The sequence below is a fragment of the Thalassospira indica genome (genome assembly GCF_003403095.1).
In the GTDB taxonomy this organism is placed as follows: Bacteria; Pseudomonadota; Alphaproteobacteria; order Rhodospirillales; family Thalassospiraceae; genus Thalassospira; species Thalassospira indica.
In genome coordinates this window covers 2,714,037-2,730,432 of the sequence record NZ_CP031555.1, presented here as the reverse complement: position 1 = coordinate 2,730,432, position 16,396 = coordinate 2,714,037, and the positions used below count along the sequence as shown (strand labels likewise).

At 54.7% G+C, this 16,396-nt stretch carries 16 protein-coding genes; 10 read left to right on the top strand and 6 right to left on the bottom strand.

The features are described 5' to 3' along the window. Positions 1 to 15 precede the first annotated feature (15 nt). The 9 genes from lepB (at position 16) to DY252_RS12895 (ending at position 8,118) form a co-directional block, all read left to right on the top strand. On the top strand, positions 16 to 762 hold the full coding sequence (lepB, locus tag DY252_RS12930) for a signal peptidase I (RefSeq protein ID WP_064789142.1): 747 nt from the start codon (positions 16 to 18) through the stop codon (positions 760 to 762). Beyond that, the gene (gene rnc / locus DY252_RS12925; protein WP_064789143.1) at positions 762 to 1,445 is read left to right on the top strand and encodes a ribonuclease III; all 684 of its coding nucleotides are present in this window, start codon (positions 762 to 764) and stop codon (positions 1,443 to 1,445) included. The genes lepB and rnc overlap by 1 nt, the downstream gene beginning before the upstream one ends. Continuing rightward, on the top strand, positions 1,438 to 2,376 hold the full coding sequence (era, locus tag DY252_RS12920) for a GTPase Era (protein ID WP_008891143.1): 939 nt from the start codon (positions 1,438 to 1,440) through the stop codon (positions 2,374 to 2,376). The genes rnc and era overlap by 8 nt, the downstream gene beginning before the upstream one ends. 49 nt (positions 2,377 to 2,425) lie before the next feature. Then, on the top strand, positions 2,426 to 2,656 hold the full coding sequence (locus DY252_RS12915; RefSeq protein ID WP_008891142.1) for a hypothetical protein: 231 nt from the start codon (positions 2,426 to 2,428) through the stop codon (positions 2,654 to 2,656). Further along, the gene (locus DY252_RS22170; RefSeq protein ID WP_156518943.1) at positions 2,656 to 2,823 is read left to right on the top strand and encodes a hypothetical protein; all 168 of its coding nucleotides are present in this window, start codon (positions 2,656 to 2,658) and stop codon (positions 2,821 to 2,823) included. Before DY252_RS12915 ends, DY252_RS22170 begins: the two co-directional genes overlap by 1 nt. A 9-nt stretch (positions 2,824 to 2,832) precedes the next feature. Continuing rightward, complete coding sequence (recO, locus tag DY252_RS12910; RefSeq protein ID WP_064789144.1) at positions 2,833 to 3,588, top strand: DNA repair protein RecO; 756 nt, start codon at positions 2,833 to 2,835, stop codon at positions 3,586 to 3,588. Between the two features lie 130 nt (positions 3,589 to 3,718). Continuing rightward, positions 3,719 to 5,962, top strand: coding sequence for a DNA topoisomerase IV subunit A (gene parC / locus DY252_RS12905; protein ID WP_064789145.1), 2,244 nt, complete (start codon positions 3,719 to 3,721; stop codon positions 5,960 to 5,962). Between the two features lie 237 nt (positions 5,963 to 6,199). Then, positions 6,200 to 6,745, top strand: a complete 546-nt coding sequence (locus DY252_RS12900; protein WP_064781455.1) for a TRAP transporter small permease subunit — start codon at positions 6,200 to 6,202, stop codon at positions 6,743 to 6,745. Beyond that, positions 6,745 to 8,118, top strand: a complete 1,374-nt coding sequence (locus tag DY252_RS12895) for a TRAP transporter large permease (RefSeq protein ID WP_008891138.1) — start codon at positions 6,745 to 6,747, stop codon at positions 8,116 to 8,118. Before DY252_RS12900 ends, DY252_RS12895 begins: the two co-directional genes overlap by 1 nt. A gap of 147 nt (positions 8,119 to 8,265) precedes the next feature. On the opposite strand, the gene DY252_RS12890 is transcribed toward DY252_RS12895, so the two are convergent. The 4 genes from DY252_RS12890 to motA form a co-directional block, all read right to left on the bottom strand. Beyond that, a complete protein-coding gene (locus tag DY252_RS12890) occupies positions 8,266 to 9,360 on the bottom strand; it encodes a TRAP transporter substrate-binding protein (RefSeq protein ID WP_008891137.1) in 1,095 nt (364 codons plus the stop codon). Positions 9,361 to 9,544: 184 nt separating this feature from the next. Continuing rightward, a complete protein-coding gene (locus DY252_RS12885; protein ID WP_064789146.1) occupies positions 9,545 to 10,285 on the bottom strand; it encodes an arginyltransferase in 741 nt (246 codons plus the stop codon). Between the two features lie 119 nt (positions 10,286 to 10,404). Then, on the bottom strand, positions 10,405 to 11,379 hold the full coding sequence (locus tag DY252_RS12880) for a flagellar motor protein MotB (protein WP_064789147.1): 975 nt from the start codon (positions 11,377 to 11,379) through the stop codon (positions 10,405 to 10,407). Between the two features lie 40 nt (positions 11,380 to 11,419). Next, positions 11,420 to 12,274, bottom strand: a complete 855-nt coding sequence (motA, locus tag DY252_RS12875) for a flagellar motor stator protein MotA (protein WP_008891134.1) — start codon at positions 12,272 to 12,274, stop codon at positions 11,420 to 11,422. A 256-nt stretch (positions 12,275 to 12,530) separates the two neighbouring features. On the opposite strand from motA, the gene DY252_RS12870 reads away from it, so the two are divergent. After that, on the top strand, positions 12,531 to 13,013 hold the full coding sequence (locus DY252_RS12870; protein ID WP_064781452.1) for a flavin reductase family protein: 483 nt from the start codon (positions 12,531 to 12,533) through the stop codon (positions 13,011 to 13,013). A gap of 83 nt (positions 13,014 to 13,096) precedes the next feature. Here DY252_RS12870 and DY252_RS12865 read toward each other — a convergent pair whose 3' ends face one another. Beyond that, positions 13,097 to 14,317: a threonine ammonia-lyase gene (locus tag DY252_RS12865; protein WP_064781451.1), complete on the bottom strand. Its 1,221-nt coding sequence runs from the start codon at positions 14,315 to 14,317 to the stop codon at positions 13,097 to 13,099. 354 nt (positions 14,318 to 14,671) lie between these two features. Beyond that, the gene (locus DY252_RS12860) at positions 14,672 to 16,159 is read right to left on the bottom strand and encodes an aldehyde dehydrogenase family protein (protein WP_064789148.1); all 1,488 of its coding nucleotides are present in this window, start codon (positions 16,157 to 16,159) and stop codon (positions 14,672 to 14,674) included. Positions 16,160 to 16,396: the final 237 nt, after the last annotated feature.

The following is a 16,396-nucleotide window of genomic DNA, read 5'->3' as shown; positions in this document are numbered from 1 at the left end:
TTGGTTGAACACGGAATGGAAAAGCTTGTGCATAAGAAGAAAACGGGTGGTTTGCTCGATACCCTGAAGACCGTTTTCTGGGCCGTTATCATTGCACTTATGGTTCGGACCTTTGCTTTCGAACCGTTTAATATTCCGTCTGGCTCGATGATCCCGACCTTGCTGGTTGGTGATTACCTGTTTGTGTCGAAATTCTCTTATGGGTATTCGAAGCACAGCATGCCATTCAGCCTGCCGATCATTCCGGGCCGTGTATTTGAAAGCGAGCCGGAACGTGGCGATGTGGTTGTCTTTAAACTGCCGTCTGATACCTCGCAGGATTATATCAAGCGTGTGATTGGTCTGCCGGGCGATACGGTTCAGGTCAAAGAGGGTCGCCTCTACATCAACAACAAGATGATCGAGCGTGAGCGTATCGAGGATTACATCCTGACCGATGGTGGCGGGCGATCAGCCGCGGTGCCGCAATATATCGAAACCCTTCCCAATGGCCGCGTGCATCGCATTCTTGAAATGTTTGGCGATCAGGGACCGAGTGACAACACCGAAGCTTTCACCGTTCCCGAAGGTCATTTCTTCATGATGGGCGACAACCGTGACAATTCGGCTGACAGCCGTGCGTTCCCGTCGCGCTTCCGGTTTGTTCCGATTGAAAACCTGGTTGGTCGCGCAGAATTCCTGTTCTATTCCAAGGACAGCTCCCAGCCGGTTTATGACCTTGGCAGCATCCGCTTTGATCGCCTGTTTCAGGGGGTTAACTGATGAGCGACGGCCTGCCGGTGATCGCCGAGATTGATCACGGTTTTTCCAATCCCGACCTTTTGCGTGTGGCACTGACCCATCGCAGTGCTGCCAAGGGCAAGGATATGCTAAGCGGCGGCAACGAGCGCCTTGAGTTCCTTGGCGACCGTGTGCTGGGTCTTGTCGTGGCCGAGATGCTTTATACCCGGTTCGGGCGTGAGCGCGAAGGTGCCATGGCCAAACGGTTTGTCGCACTGGTGCGCCGCGAGACGTTGGCGCGCGTGGCAGAACAGATCAAACTGGGTGAACACATCCAGATGGCCAAGGGTGAACGCGCAGCAGGGGCGGATACCAATCCGGCGATTTTATCTGATTGCATGGAGGCGGTGATTGCCGCACTCTATCTTGATGGTGGTCTTGAACCGGCGCGGCGTTTCATTGAAAAGCTGTGGACGCCGCTTTTGGATGAAGCCAACAAGCCGCCGCAGGATGCCAAAACGCAATTGCAGGAATGGCTGCAAGGGCGGGGCAAGCCGTTACCGAAATACGAGATGGTCGGCCGTGAAGGCCCGGCCCACGCGCCGTTATTTACCATCGAACTGACCACCGGCGACGGTGACAGTGTCAGTGCCGAAGGCAAATCGAAACGCGAAGCGGAACAACTCGCCGCAAAATTGATGTTGGATAAACTTAGTGATGAATGAGGTTCCCACACCGGTGGCCGAAGACAGATTACCTTATCAGCAACGTTGTGGCTTTGTGGCCCTTGTTGGTGCGCCGAATGCCGGCAAATCGACACTTTTGAACCAGTTGGTTGGTACGAAAGTGTCCATCGTCTCGCCGAAGGTCCAGACGACACGAACGCGCGTGCGCGGTATCGTCATGACCGAAGACGCGCAGATTGTTTTCATTGATACGCCGGGCATCTTTGCACCCAAACGCCGTCTTGACCGCGCGATGGTCAAGGCAGCCTGGAATGGGGCAGATGACGCGGACCTTGTTGTTCTGGTGATTGATGCCGGAAGCGGCATCACGGACGAAGACCTGGCCATCATCAAGACGCTTAAGGAACAGAACCGCAAGGCGATCCTGGCGTTGAACAAGGTAGACAAGGTATCGGACAAGGAAAAGCTTCTGCGTCTGTCGCAGGACCTGTTTGCTCATGAAGTCTTTACCGACGTCTTCATGATTTCGGCCAAGAAGGGGGCGGGCACGCAGGATCTGGTGAATTTCCTTGCCGCCAAGATGCCCGATGGCCCTTGGATGTTCCCGGAAGATGATGTTTCGGATATGCCGCTGCGACTGCTTGCGGCCGAAATTACCCGTGAAAAGCTTTATTACCAGCTTCAGCAGGAACTTCCGTATTCGGCAACGGTCGAGACCGAGCTTTGGGAAGAGCGCAAGGATGGATCGGTCAAGCTTGAGCAGACCATCTTTGTCGAGCGTGAAGGCCAGAAGGCGATCATCCTTGGCAAGGGTGGTAAACGTATCAAGGCGCTTGGCAGTGACGCCCGCAAGGAACTTGAAGCCATTTTCGAACGCCGGGTACATTTGTTCCTGTTTGTGAAGGTGCGTGAAAACTGGGGCGATGATCCCAACCGCTTTGCCATGTGGGGTCTTGATCACAACGCCTGATCGCGTTGACTGGTCCCATGCTGCGTGACCACAAATTGCCGGGTAAGTAATGGAAATCGGATCCGTCTGGGGAATTGTCATGATCATTGTTGGCGCTGCTGCCGCAATGATTGTTGCGCGCGTCGCCAGACGTCCGTTCCGCAACCGCAATTCCAGTGCGTCTGTGCAACGTGAAAAATCGTTCCTGCACAAACCGCTTAACCTGATTGCACTTCTGATTGCGATCGCCGTCTTTGTGCTGGGCCTGTTCTGGCGCATGACGGGTGGAGGCCCGACCTAATGCGTAATGACTCATCTGATCCGCTATCTGATGCCATCGAAGAAATCCCGAACCGCCCGATTCTGCGCAAGGTTGTGTTCGGTTTGGCGTTGTTTAGTCTTGCGTCCTGCCTGCTCGGGTTTTTCTTCCTTGTCACCCGCCTCATTGTACCCAGCGGGTTTTTCTAAGGTACGCGTATGGATTGGCGGGATGACGGTATCGTTCTTTCAACACGCAAGCTGGGTGAAAATTCAGTCCGTCTTTCTGTCCTGACCCGTGATTATGGCCGCCATGCCGGTCTGGTGCGCGGAGCGACCAGCAAATCCATGCGTGGCACCCTTGAGCCCGGTAATGAAATCAGGGTGGGGTGGTCCGCCCGGTTGGCCGAACATCTTGGGCAATTTCGCTGTGAACTGACCGGTGCGCATGCCGCAGACCTTTTGTTGCATGCGGGGCCCTTGATGGCGATGAGTTCGGCCTGTGCGATGCTTGATGCGACACTTCCCGAACGCGAAGCCCATCCGGATCTGTATCGCGGGACCGTCGCGTTGATTTCGGCCCTTAAGTCCGAGCAATGGTTGCCTGCCTATATCCGTTGGGAAGTCGGGTTACTGGAAGAGCTTGGTTACGGCTTGGCACTGGATCGATGTGCCGCGACCAACGAGACCGAAAACCTTGCCTTTGTGTCACCCAAAAGCGGGCGTGCCGTTGGCGAGGCATCAGGGCAGGCGTATCGTGACCGGATGTTGCCGTTGCCAGCCTTTCTGGCTTCTGGTCGGGCGTCTCAATCGCGCAAGGAAATGTCTTTATCAGAACAGTTGCGCGATGGTCTGAAACTGACCGGCTTTTTCATTCACCGCGATATTTTCGAGGCAAAAGGTATCAAACCTGTTGCTGCACGGGATCGTCTTGTCAGCCATGTCTGGCGCACGGATATCGGAGCAGAAAAATAAATTCGGCAATTTGCGCGCCATATGTTGACCAAGACCATGCCCGGCGTAGTATGTTGCCAATAACGTAAGGTGTTCGGGTCCGAACGCACTTGCACATGTCCATTTTGACAAGCAACAAGAAAAATCGTTCATGAGCACCAAGACTTCCGATCCGGCCAGTGCCGGACAAATCCGGGAAACCCGGCTTGCAGACGCGCTGAGCGAACGATATCTCGCCTATGCGATGTCGACAATCATGTCGCGTTCCCTGCCTGATGTGCGTGATGGCCTTAAGCCAGTGCATCGTCGTCTTCTTTACGCCATGCGTCAGCTTAAACTGAACCCGGAACAGGGGTTCAAGAAATGTGCGCGTGTTGTCGGTGACGTGATCGGTAAATATCACCCGCATGGTGATCAGTCGGTCTATGACGCGCTGGTACGTCTGGCACAGGATTTTGCGGTTCGTTATCCGCTTGTCGATGGTCAGGGCAACTTCGGCAACATTGACGGCGATAACGCCGCGGCAATGCGTTACACCGAGGCCCGCATGACTGCGGTTGCCGCGGCGTTGATGGATGGCCTTGACGAAGATGCCGTTGATTTTCGCCCGACCTATGACGGCGAGGAAAAAGAACCGGTTGTGATGCCGGCTGCTTTCCCGAACCTTCTGGCCAATGGTGCCTCGGGTATTGCCGTGGGTATGGCCACCAACATTCCGCCGCACAATGCCGGTGAGCTTTGCACGGCACTGATCAAACTGATTGATGATCCGGAAACCTCGATCGCGCAGCTTGTGCGTTGTGTGCCTGGGCCGGATTTCCCGACCGGTGGTGTTCTGGTCGAGCCGCGTGAAAACATTCTGGAAGCCTATGCGACCGGGCGTGGATCATTCCGCCTGCGTGCGAAATGGGAAGTCGAGAAGCTTAGCCACGGTCTTTATCAGGTCGTGATTACCGAAATTCCCTATCAGGTTCAGAAAGCCAAGCTGGTTGAACGTATCGCCGATCTGATGGTGGCAAAGAAATTGCCGCTTTTGAACGATGTGCGCGATGAGTCGACCGATATCATCCGTCTGGTTCTGGAACCGCGTACCCGTGCGGTTGAACCGGAACACCTGATGGAAATGCTGTTCAAGAATACCGAACTGGAAATCCGTTTTGGCTTGAACATGAACGTTCTGGACGGCGACAACACGCCACGTGTGATGAACTTGCGCGAAGTTCTGCGCGCATTCCTGGCACATCGTCAGGATGTTCTGATCCGTCGTTCCAACCATCGGTTGGCCAAGATCAATCACCGTCTTGAGGTGTTGGAAGGCTATCTTGTTGCCTATCTGAACCTTGATGAAGTGATCCGGATCATCCGTTATGAGGATGAGCCGAAAAACGCGTTGATGAAGGCGTTTGGCCTGACCGAAGTGCAGGCCGATGCGATCCTTAACATGCGTCTGCGGTCTTTGCGCAAGCTCGAAGAGATGGAAATCAAGAACGAGCATGCCAAACTGACCGAAGAAAAGCAGGGCCTTGAAGCACTTCTTGCCAGCGAGAGCCTGCGTTGGGAGAAAATCCGCGACGAGATCGAGGTGATGCGTGAAAACTTTGGCAAGAAGACTGCCATTGGAAAGCGCCGCACCGAGATTGGCGATGCACCGGAAGAAATCGAAGTTCCGCTGGAAGCATTGATCGAACGTGAACCGATTACGGTGATCTGTTCGAAAATGGGTTGGGTGCGTGCGCTTAAGGGCCACGTTGCCGATATCAGCGACCTGAAGTTCAAGGATGGTGACGAGCATCGCTTTGCGCTGAAGGCATTCACCACTGACAAGCTTCTGATCCTGTCGACGGCCGGGCGTTGTTACACCATGTCGTGTGACAAACTGCCGGGCGGGCGTGGTCATGGAGAGCCGATCCGTCTTTCCATCGATCTGCCGCAGGAACATGACATTGTTTCGATGGTGGTGCACAAGGAAGGCCGTAATCTTCTGGTGGCAAGTTCCGGTGGACGTGGCTTCCTGGTGGCCGAGAAAGAAGTGGTTGCGCAGACCAAAAACGGCAAGCAGGTGCTTAACCTTGGAACTGGTGAAGTTGCCAAGATCTTCCTGCCGGTTGAGCAAGATCATGTTGCCGTTCTGGGCGATAACCGCAAATTGCTGATTTATCCGGTTTCGGAAATTCCGGAAATGACGCGTGGTCGCGGTGTGATCTTGCAGAAATACCGTCAGGGCGGGCTTTCGGACCTTATCCTGTTTAACCTTGAAGAAGGTCTTAGCTGGACCATGGGTGGCAGCGAAGGTCGTACCCGGACCGTGACCGAACTGGCCGAATGGATTGGCAAACGGGCAGGGGCAGGGCGCCTGCCGCCAAATGGCTTCCCGCGGTCCAATAAGTTTGAATAACGGGTGTTAAAACGCCTTGATAAAAGCCGGATGGTGCCAAGCCATCCGGCTTTTTCTTTGCCTGAATGACGAAAATTGATGCACTGCCTGTGATTTGTTGCATTTCCCGGCAGAAATGGCCGAAATTCGGTGCAAAAGATATAGCGTTTTCGGTGGTTAATCTGTAACTTCCCAACCTGTTTAACAGGAAGCCCGCAATTTTCCTGTGAGATTCAAAAAAGGGCTTGGGAGTGAAAAGTGAGATTTCTGGGAAATTTCGTCCGCGCCGTCGACAGTCTTAATGACTGGATCGGACGCGGAGTAGCCTGGCTGGTGATCCCCATGGTGGTGATCACATTTTTGGTAGCAACGTTGCGTTATGGCTTTGCGGTCGGCTGGGTGTCGATGCAGGAAAGCTATATGTGGCTTTACGGCATCATGTTCATGGTCGGCGCGGGTTACACGCTGCTGCATGGGGGGCATGTGCGTGTTGACGTTTTCTATCGTCCGGCATCGGCGCGCTACAAGGCATGGGTAGACCTTTTTGGTTCCCTGTTCCTGCTTGCGCCTGTGGTTATCATGATCCTGATGTACAGCTACCCTTACGTTGTCACGAGCTGGCACCGTCTGGAAGGATCGCATGAAACCGGCGGGCTTCCGGGACTGTTCCTTTATAAGTCTGTGATTTTGGTCTTTGGTGTCCTGATGCTGCTGCAGGGGCTGTCTTTGGCAGCGCGCAGTGTTCTGGTCCTGACCGGTCACAAAGAGTTTGAAATCAAAGAAGAAGAGCACGAGGGCGTCTGATGACGGGGGAAATTCTTAGCCTGGTGATGTTCGCCGTAGCTTGCGGCGTGCTTCTTCTTGGTTTTCCGGTTGCTTTCTCACTTGCGGGCACCGGTCTTGCTTTTGCGCTTATTGGCAACGCCATGGGCACATTCGATATGCCGCTTCTGGGCTCTTTGCCGTCACGCTATTTCGGTGTGATGACCAACGAGCTTTATGTTGCGATCCCGTTGTTCGTGTTCATGGGTGTGATGCTTGAACGCGCACGGATCGCCGAGAAGCTTCTGACCACCATGGGCATGCTGTTTGGCACCATGCGTGGCGGCCTTGGTATTTCGGTCGTGATCGTTGGTATGTTGCTGGCAGCATCCACCGGTATTGTCGGTGCGACGGTTGTGACCATGGGCTTGCTCAGCCTGCCGGCGATGCAAAAAGCCGGTTATGATCCGAAACTGTCGACCGGTGTGATCTGTGCATCCGGTACGCTGGGTCAGATCATTCCGCCGTCGATCGTTCTGGTTCTGCTGGGTGATATCTTGCAGGGGGCCTATGCCGAAGCGCAGCGTGCGCTGGGCAACTGGGCACCGGAACCGATTTCGGTGATGGATCTGTTTGCCGGTGCCTTCATTCCGGGAATTATGCTGGTTGGGCTTTATATTGGCTGGATCATCATCAAATCCCTGATTGATCCGGAATCAGCACCCGCACTGGTCGAGGGCAAACGCCCGGCAGGCCTTTGGGGTGAAGTGCTGCGTGCATTGCTGCCGCCGGCATTGCTGATCGTGGCGGTTCTGGGCTCCATCCTGACCGGGATTGCAACGCCGACGGAATCCGCGGCATTCGGCTCTGTCGGTGCGACCATTCTGGCTGCGTTCTATCGCCGTCTTGATATGCCTGTGCTGCGCCATGTGGTGCGCCAGACGGTTCAGGTCAGCGCGATGGTGTTTGTCATCCTGCTGGGTGCGTCGGTGTTCTCGCTGGTGTTCCGTGGTCTGGGTGGCGATCATCTGGTTGAAGAACTGCTGCACAACCTTCCGGGTGGTGTGTTCAGTGCGATGCTGGTCGTGATGTTGCTGATGTTCGTCATGGGCTTCTTCCTCGACTTCATCGAGATCGTCTTTGTCGTGATCCCGATTGTCGGTCCAATCCTTCTTAAGCTTGATGTCGATCCGGTCTGGCTGGGTGTGATGATTGCAATCAACCTTCAGACCAGCTTCCTGACACCGCCATTCGGCTTTGCGCTGTTCTATCTGCGCGGTGTGGCCCCGGCGGCGATCAAGACGTGGGATATCTATCGCGGGATTGTTCCGTTCGTGGTTATCCAGATGCTTGGCCTGTGCCTTGTGGCTGCCTTCCCGTGGTTGGCAACCTGGCTTCCGAGCGTTCTGTTCTAAGAACGACGGCGACATATCATCAAAGAAAAGGGCACCCGTGATGGGTGCCTTTTTTGTATCAGTGGCCGGCTCTGATAAGTTTGGAGCATGCCAAATAAAAAGGGCTGGCAAATGCCAGCCCTTTGTCGTTTTCCGAATTCGGAGAACTTAGTATTTGAACGGCAGAACACGTGCCTGTGCGAATGCCGCTTCCGAGAATTTCGACCATGCGATCGACTGGGTACGGAAGGCGATAAGGCTTTCGAAGACTTCCTGCGACAGCGGGTTCGACGAAACCAGATCACGTAGAACTTCGCCCGACAGTTTGCCAAGGCCGGTCAGAATGTCGTCAGAGAACGGACGAACATCAACGCCGTGCTTGTTGCGCAGGGTGTCGAGTGCCTGAACGTTACGCGCGGTGAATTCCGACAGAACCATCTGGTTCACAGCACGGTTTGCCTGCTCGACAATGGCTTTCAGATCATCCGGGAGTGCATTCCATGCATCCAGGTTGATGAAGTTGTCGAGAACGGTCGCCGGCTCGTGCCAGCCCGGATAGTAGTAGTATTTGGCCGATTTATAGAGACCAAATGCCAGATCGTTGTACGGACCAACCCACTCGGTCGCGTCAATCGCGCCCGACTGCAGTGCCGGCGGAATTTCGCCGCCCGGAAGGTTCACAACGTTGGCGCCAGCAGCTTTGACAACTTCGCCACCAAGGCCTGGAATACGCATTTTCAGACCTTTATAGTCGTCAATGGTGTTCATTTCCTTGTTGAACCAACCGCCCATCTGGGTGCCGGTGTTGCCCGACGGGAAGAACTTACAGTTCAGTTCCGCATAGACTTTATCAGCCAGTTCCTGACCGCCACCCCACTGGAACCAGGCATTCTGTTCCTGTGCGTTCAGACCGAACGGCATTGCTGCGATATACTGGGTCGCGTCGACTTTGCCTTTCCAGTAGTAAGGCGCGCCGTGGCCCATTTCGACGGTGCCGTTGCCAACAGCGTCGATGGCTTCGAATGCCGGAACAATTTCACCTGCGCCAAAAACGGTAACTTTCAGGCGACCTTCGGATGCCTTGGTGATGTATTCAGCAAGAAGGTTTGCGCCGGTGCCAAGGCCCGGAAAGTTTTTCGGCCAGGTGGTGACCATCCGCCATTCGCGGACGTCCTGGGCAATTGCCGGTTTGGCGAAAGTTGACGCGGCAGCAGCAGTCGCACCTGCTACGGCAGCGCCGGAAAGAAATTGGCGACGTTTCATTGGTTACAACCTCCCAAAGATGCAAGCTCATGATTTATCTGTAAAAGCTGGATGATCAGCTTTGAGACGAAGCTTATATGCGTCTTTACGGGCAGGCAACCGAGGATCGAGTTGTTGTATGGTACTTTAGTCTAATTGGGGAAAGTGGTTCACGCAATTGGTGCAGAACGCGAACTTTTACAGCTTAGTCCGCGTCGCTATCAGCGTCTTCCATCGAGACCCATTGACCATCGCGGAAGCCTTCCAGGGGCTGGAAGCGCATCTTATAGGACATCTTGCGGCAATCGCCGATCCAGTAGCCAAGATACACATGCGGAAGCGACAGCATTCTGGCTTCGTCGATCAGATCAAGCACGATGTAAGTGCCCAGTCCGCGGCGGTCTTCTTCCGGGTCAAAGAAGCTGTAAACAGCAGACAGTCCATCGGCCAGAATATCAACCAGCGCCACAGCAATCAGGCTGTCATCATCCCGGCGATATTCGAAGATCGAGGTTTCCACAGTGCTGTCTTCGATCATTGCGCGGTAATCACGGGCATCCATGCGTGCCATGTCACCATTGCCATGTCGGGCATCCTGATAGGTGCTAAACAGCTGATATTGTTCCTGTGTCGCGGACGGTGGCATCACCTTGCGGACAAGATCGTTGTTTCTGTTCTTGATGCGGCGGAAAGACCGGCTGGGTTCGAACCCGTCACAGCGGACGCGAACCGGAACACAGGCATTGCAATCGCTGCAGGCCGGCAGATAGGCGATGGAGTGGCTGCGGCGAAAGCCTGCACGCGACAACAGATCATGGACGTTGTTGGCCTCGGGCCCGCGCAACTCCGTGACCAATTTACGTTCGAACCGGCCGGGCAGGTAAGGGCACGGCATCGGTGCGGTCATAAAATAGTGCTGGGTCAGGCGCCGCTGATTAACTGTCATTTGATCCGATCAGTCCCGGTCACATCAAAGAGAACTATTCTATGAGATTAGGTGTTGTTTATGACAGTTTAAAGGCCTGACGGTCAAAAGGGCACCGATTTCTGTTGCCGGATTTCAAATCACCGTTGTGACGGAACCGAGAAGGTCGGGCGGCGCTGGTTTTCACCCTGTGCCGGTTGTTGTGTCGGCGATGGTGCCGGGCCAGCGGGTGCTGCACCTGTCGGTGCAGTTTGGCCGTTTTGGCCAGCTTGGCCGGTGCCTTCAAGCGCGGAACGTTCGCCGGTACCACGCAGCAAGGTGATACTGATGCGGCGGTTGCTTTCATTTTCCGGCGCGTCAGGCAGGAGCGGGTCGGTATCCGACAGACCGGCAACCTTTGCAAAGCGTCCGGTTTCAAGCCCCATGTCTTCAAGCGCACGACGGGTTGCCAGCGCACGATCGGCGGACAGTTCCCAGTTGGAATATCCGTCCGTGCGGTTGAACGGCACGGCATCGGTATGGCCTTCGATCGAGACATCCTGTGGCATGTTTTCAATCACGCCTGCGACCTGTTGCAGCAGAAGGCGGGTATGATCGGCCATGGCGGCACTGCCGCTCGGGAACATGGCGGTGCCGTCTTCGTCAAGGATCTGGATGCGAAGGCCTTCATCGGTGTTTTCGATGCGGATGTTCTTTTCAAGGCCCTGAAGTTCCTCGTTGGCTTCGATTGCCTTAAGGAGTTCTTCCTGGGCCTCGTTGAATTCCTGTTCTTCCATCTGGGCCACACGGATGGCTTCGCGTTCTTCCGGTGTTTCGACCGGCGGGATATCCATGCTGATCGACGGTGATCCGAATTCGGAACGCAGGGCACCTTCTTCGGCAAGGCTGGTGCCGCCCAGCAAGCCACCAGAACCCGATTCATTTTGCGAGATGGTCTCGGGCGTGAAATACATTGATACGCCTTGCAGCTGTTCCTCGGTCGCGCTGGAAAGCAGCCACAGCAACAGGAAGAATGCCATCATCGCCGTCACAAAGTCGGCATAGGCAACTTTCCAGGCACCACCATGATGCCCGTGCCCACCTTTTTTGATCTTTTTTATGACGATATCGGGCATTTGCTGCGTTGTCCTCTAAACCAGATCTTTTATCGCAAAATCAAGCCGTGGGCGCGTCTTGCAGCGCTTCGTCAAGCTCTTTGAAGCTGGGTCGAAGATTATGCGGGAGGGTTTTACGGGCGAACTCCACCGAGACCTGCGGGGCATATCCCTGCATGTGACCAACCAGGGCTGCTTTGATGCAGCTGTAATATTTGCCGTCTGCGTCCACAGTATTCTTGATGATCGATGCGGTCGGGCCGACAAAGCCATAGGCACCAAGAATACCAAGGAAGGTACCGACAAGGGCCGCCGCAATCAGGCCACCGAGAATTTCAGGCGGTTCAGTCACCGAGCTCATGGTGACGATAACGCCAAGAACAGCTGCAACAATGCCAAGTGCCGGAAGGCCGTCACCAGCCGTTTGCACAGCAGACGCAACTGCGTGTTCTTCTTCGTGATGGGTTTCAAGTTCCTGATCCATCACGGCTTCAAGTTCATAGGCGTTGGTCGTGCCAAGGGTCAGCAGGCGCAGATAGTCACACATGAATTCCATCGCATGATGATCTTTCATCAGCATCGGGAAATTGGAAAACAGACTGGAGCTTTCCGGGTTTTCAACGTGGCTTTCAAGCGCAAGATCGCCTTTGGATTTCGCAAGGCGGAAAATCGCGTAAAGGCAGATCAGAAGTTCCAGATAGGCGGCCTTTTTCTTTGGGCCTTTCATGGCGCGAATGGTGTAGGTGAAGGATTTCTTCACGATGCCAAGCGGGTTGGCAGTCAAATAGGCACCAAACGCAGCCCCGAAAATGATCAGAACTTCAAGCGGTTGTACAAGAATGCCAAAGTCGCCATGCGGCAGATAGCCACCCAAGACAGAGCCGACTACGACGATATAACCAATGATCAAGAACATTCTTTTTTCTTCTCCGCTACCCCAAGCCAGATACCTGAACGATCAACCCCGAGTTCATCGAAACATCTGCCTTCTGCGGCAGTGCAGAACGTGTTTCTGATATCTATATGCTCTTATTAAGTTTTAATCTTATTAACATCGCGTTTAAATTAGCTGCGAGTTAGGTTTGACAGCGCGGTGAATAGACGCCATTTTCCCCACGCTCCATTCGGGACGCGTCACCCATCCATATTGGTATACGAGAGCTTCCTTCAATATGTCTTTCTCTGCGCGCGATTTTCGCGATTGCCTTGGTCAATTCACAACCGGCGTTGCCGTTGTAACCACCCGCGCCCAAGACGGTGCAAAAGCGGGCATTACCATCAACAGCTTTGCCTCGGTGTCGCTTGATCCAGCGCTGGTTTTGTTTTCGGTTGATCACCGTGCGGCGACTCACGCGCTGTTCACGGGAGATGCCAAACGATTTTGCATCAATATCCTGAGCCAGAGCCAAAAGCAGGTGTCCGAGCTGTTTTCAGCCCCCGGGCAGGATGGTTGGGACAAGGTTGCATATGAAGATGACAGCCTTGGCATGCCGCGTCTTAAGGGCAGTGTCGCGGCCCTTACCTGCGAACGTCACGCCCTGCATGAAGGCGGTGATCACAGCATCATCGTTGGTCATGTTCAGGAACTGGTGATGGGCGAAACCGGTGCGCCGTTGCTGTATTACGGTGGGCGGTATCGCACCCTGGGTGACTGATTTTGTTGCTTGTGATGTGATATGGTTCACATTAAGAAAAGGGCCGTGGTGAAACACCAACGGCCCTTTGTCGTTTTTATGCCCTAGTCGAGCGACGTATTGCCAAGCAGGCGGCCGCCGAATCCTTCCTTGATCAAGCGGTCGATGACCTGTTGCCCGTGCTGGGTGTCGCGCACTTCAAGCACCATGTCGACATCGGTTTGTTTTGCCGGCACATCATAGAAATGACGCTGGTGATAGACTTCAATGATGTTGGCGTCTTCTTCACCGATCAAGGCACTGATCGTTGAAAGTGCGCCCGGCACATCCGGGATTTCGATCCGGACACGGACAAGGCGGCCTTCGCGGGCCATGCCGCGCATCAGAACCTGTGCCAGCAGGCGGGTGTCGATGTTGCCACCGCTGATGATCAGGCAGACTTTCTTGCCCTTGAAACGATCCGGGTGATCAAGCAGGGCGGCCAGCGGGGCGGCACCGGCACCTTCGACAACGCTTTTCTCGATCTCGATCATCATCTGGATGGAGCGTTCGATCGAGCTTTCTTCGACCAGAACGACGTCATCGAGCTTTTCCTTACAGATTTCAAGCGTCAGGCCGCCGGGTTGTTTGACAGCAATGCCTTCGGCAATGGTGACGCCTCCGCCGGTGAATTCTTTGCCGTGTATGCCTTCATACATGGAGGGGTAAAGCTTGGTCTCAACCCCGATCACTTCGATGTCGGGGCGCCGCGACTTGATTGCGGTGACAACGCCCGATGCCAGACCGCCACCGCCAATCGGCACGACAACCGTATCGATGTCTTTGTTTTCATCAAGGATCTCGAGCCCGACGGTACCCTGACCTGCGATGATATGCGGATCATCAAACGGGTGGACGAAGGTCAGACCGCGTTCTTGCTGGATGCGACCGGCGGCCTCAAGGCTTTCGGCAAAGACGTTGCCGGTCAGAACGACTTCGGCGCCGTGCGAACGCGTATGATGAACCTTGGTGTAGGGGGTGTTTTTCGGCATCACGATGGTGGCCGGAATACCAAGTCGTTTGGCGTTATAGGCGACACCCTGCGCGTGGTTGCCAGCCGAGACGGCGATAACACCTTTTTCGCGTTCCTCCGGAGTCAGGCTTGCCAGTTTGACATAGGCGCCACGTTCCTTGAACGACGCGGTATATTGCTGATTTTCAAGTTTTAGATAGACATCCGCCTGGCAAATGTTTGACAGCGTTAGGGATTTCACCAGTGGCGTTTTCGCAACAATGCCTTCGAGCAGGCCCGAGGCGCGAACAATATCGTGATAGGAAACAGTCATGATTTCCGTACTCCTGCGGCCATCCGCAATCTGATGCGATGGCTATAGTAATATTTTATGGCGTGAATAGCGGTATTAAACCGATCCTGTCATCCGCAGATGACAGGGATCACATTCGCAGGTCGGAAATACCCATAATCATGGCGATCACACCGGCACGAAGAGGCGGGCAAGAGTGTGATGCGAGGATGTCAGTAGCTGCAGACATAGCCATGTACTTTCCGGGTTTCGATGTGTTTGAGAAAGGCACCTTTGCGGATTGTGCGCGCAAGGTCAAGCGCCGGAACGGAAAAACCGGGTTGCGTCACGTGCAACCCGGTTTCGTGTGGTCAATCGTGTCAAGCGACAGACAGGTTATTCCATGTTCAGGATAATGGTCTTCTTGTAGGTGAAGTGTTCGAGCATGCTTTCAAGCGATGCTTCCTTGCCAAGACCGGAAAGCTTGATGCCGCCATAGGACAGGTTTGGCTGGACAACAAGGTTCTGGTTGACCTGAACGAAGCCGGCTTCGAGGCGCTTGGTGGCGACAAGTGCGGTTTTAAGATCCGTGGTCCAGACGGTCGCAGCCAGACCAAAGTCGCTGTCATTGGCAAGTTCAAGGGCCTCTTCAAAGGTTTTGAACTTGAACACGCAGGCAACAGGGCCAAAGATTTCCTCGCGTGCGATCCGGGCATTCGGATCAACGTTGGTGAAGATCACCGGACGGACAAACAGGCCATCGGAAAGGGCGCCGTCGGTGGGAAGGGCGCTGAGTTCGTTCTTGGTTGCGCCTTCGTTTTCACCAACTTCGATATAGCCACAGACCTTGTCGAACTGTTTGCGGTTGATGATCGTGCCGATATCGGTTTCTTCATCCAGCGGATCACCCATTTTAAGGGTGTTGACCTTATCAATCAGGCGTTTGACGAATTCGTCATGCAGGCTTTCATGCACCAGCATGCGCGAAGCCGCTGTACAGCTTTGACCCTGACGGGTGAAGCGCATGCCGCCAATCGCACCGGCAATCGCCTTATCAAGGTCGGCATCATCCATGACGATCATCGGGGATTTGCCGCCCAGTTCAAGGGTGACCGGAATGAGTTTTTCGGCAGCGGCGCGATACACCGTGCGGCCGGTTTCAACCGATCCGGTGAAGGAAACCTTTTTGATATCCTTGTGTTCGACCAGCGGGCCGCCACAAGACGGGCCAAAGCCCGACAGGATGTTAAAGACGCCAGCCGGGAGAACTTCCTGCATGATCTGACACACGCGCAGAACCGCAAGTGGGGTGTCTTCGGCGGATTTGACGACGACAGCGTTGCCGGCAACCAGTGCCGGGGCAACCTTGATCGCCATCAGCATCATTGGCACGTTCCAAGGAATGATCGCACCGACAACACCAACGGCCTCGCGGGTGGTCAGGGTCATCATGTTGGGATTGAACGGAACCGTTTCACCTTTAAGCTCGGACGCCAGCCCGCCGAAAAAGACAAACATGTCGGCCAGAACCGATGCCTCAACCCGGCTTTCGGTGCGCAGCGCCTTGCCCGATTCAAGGGCGACCAGACGGCCCAACTCCTCGGAATGGGACATCAGGATACGACCACATTCCGCCAACAGCTTACCGCGTTCACGCGCCGGGCGTTCGGCCCAATCTTTCTGGGCGGCCTTGGCGGCTGCGACTGCAATCGCGACGTCGTCGGCGTCACCGTCGGCTGCCTGACCGATGACCTTGCCCGTGGCAGGATTAAGAACATCAAAGGTCTTGCCGTTTTTCGGGGCGACAAGTTTACCGTTGATCAGATGATAACCGGATAGCTCCTTGGCCAGAACGGACGGATCAAGGATCGGATCGATGGGCATTTCAGGCTCCCTGTGGGTTGGCGTGCATCCGCGGTAAACCGTGTGGGGCGCACGATATTGGTTATTCGGTATTGTTTTACCAAATTATCGACAGGAGGGTGCAATATCAAGCGCAATTCGTGTCCTGATCAAACCGCGATGCCTGCAAGGTGCATGACAGGGTGCAAAAGGGCTGTTAGGCTTAACGCGCGAAAAGGCCAGCCCGGCGGCGGTACGTGTCTGGGCGCCTGATATTGC

Excerpts from the sequence above, each read along its gene's own strand:
- lepB (WP_064789142.1), top strand. The coding sequence starts at position 16 with ATGGAAAAGCTTGTGCATAAGAAGAAAACGGGTGGTTTGCTCGATACC.
- rnc (WP_064789143.1), top strand. The coding sequence starts at position 762 with ATGAGCGACGGCCTGCCGGTGATCGCCGAGATTGATCACGGTTTTTCC.
- era (WP_008891143.1), top strand. The coding sequence starts at position 1,438 with ATGAATGAGGTTCCCACACCGGTGGCCGAAGACAGATTACCTTATCAG.
- DY252_RS12915 (WP_008891142.1), top strand. The coding sequence starts at position 2,426 with ATGGAAATCGGATCCGTCTGGGGAATTGTCATGATCATTGTTGGCGCT.
- DY252_RS22170 (WP_156518943.1), top strand. The coding sequence starts at position 2,656 with ATGCGTAATGACTCATCTGATCCGCTATCTGATGCCATCGAAGAAATC.
- recO (WP_064789144.1), top strand. The coding sequence starts at position 2,833 with ATGGATTGGCGGGATGACGGTATCGTTCTTTCAACACGCAAGCTGGGT.
- parC (WP_064789145.1), top strand. The coding sequence starts at position 3,719 with ATGAGCACCAAGACTTCCGATCCGGCCAGTGCCGGACAAATCCGGGAA.
- DY252_RS12895 (WP_008891138.1), top strand. The coding sequence starts at position 6,745 with ATGACGGGGGAAATTCTTAGCCTGGTGATGTTCGCCGTAGCTTGCGGC.
- DY252_RS12890 (WP_008891137.1), bottom strand. The coding sequence starts at position 9,360 with ATGAAACGTCGCCAATTTCTTTCCGGCGCTGCCGTAGCAGGTGCGACT.
- DY252_RS12885 (WP_064789146.1), bottom strand. The coding sequence starts at position 10,285 with ATGACAGTTAATCAGCGGCGCCTGACCCAGCACTATTTTATGACCGCA.
- DY252_RS12880 (WP_064789147.1), bottom strand. The coding sequence starts at position 11,379 with ATGCCCGATATCGTCATAAAAAAGATCAAAAAAGGTGGGCACGGGCAT.
- motA (WP_008891134.1), bottom strand. The coding sequence starts at position 12,274 with ATGTTCTTGATCATTGGTTATATCGTCGTAGTCGGCTCTGTCTTGGGT.
- DY252_RS12870 (WP_064781452.1), top strand. The coding sequence starts at position 12,531 with ATGTCTTTCTCTGCGCGCGATTTTCGCGATTGCCTTGGTCAATTCACA.
- DY252_RS12865 (WP_064781451.1), bottom strand. The coding sequence starts at position 14,317 with ATGACTGTTTCCTATCACGATATTGTTCGCGCCTCGGGCCTGCTCGAA.
- DY252_RS12860 (WP_064789148.1), bottom strand. The coding sequence starts at position 16,159 with ATGCCCATCGATCCGATCCTTGATCCGTCCGTTCTGGCCAAGGAGCTA.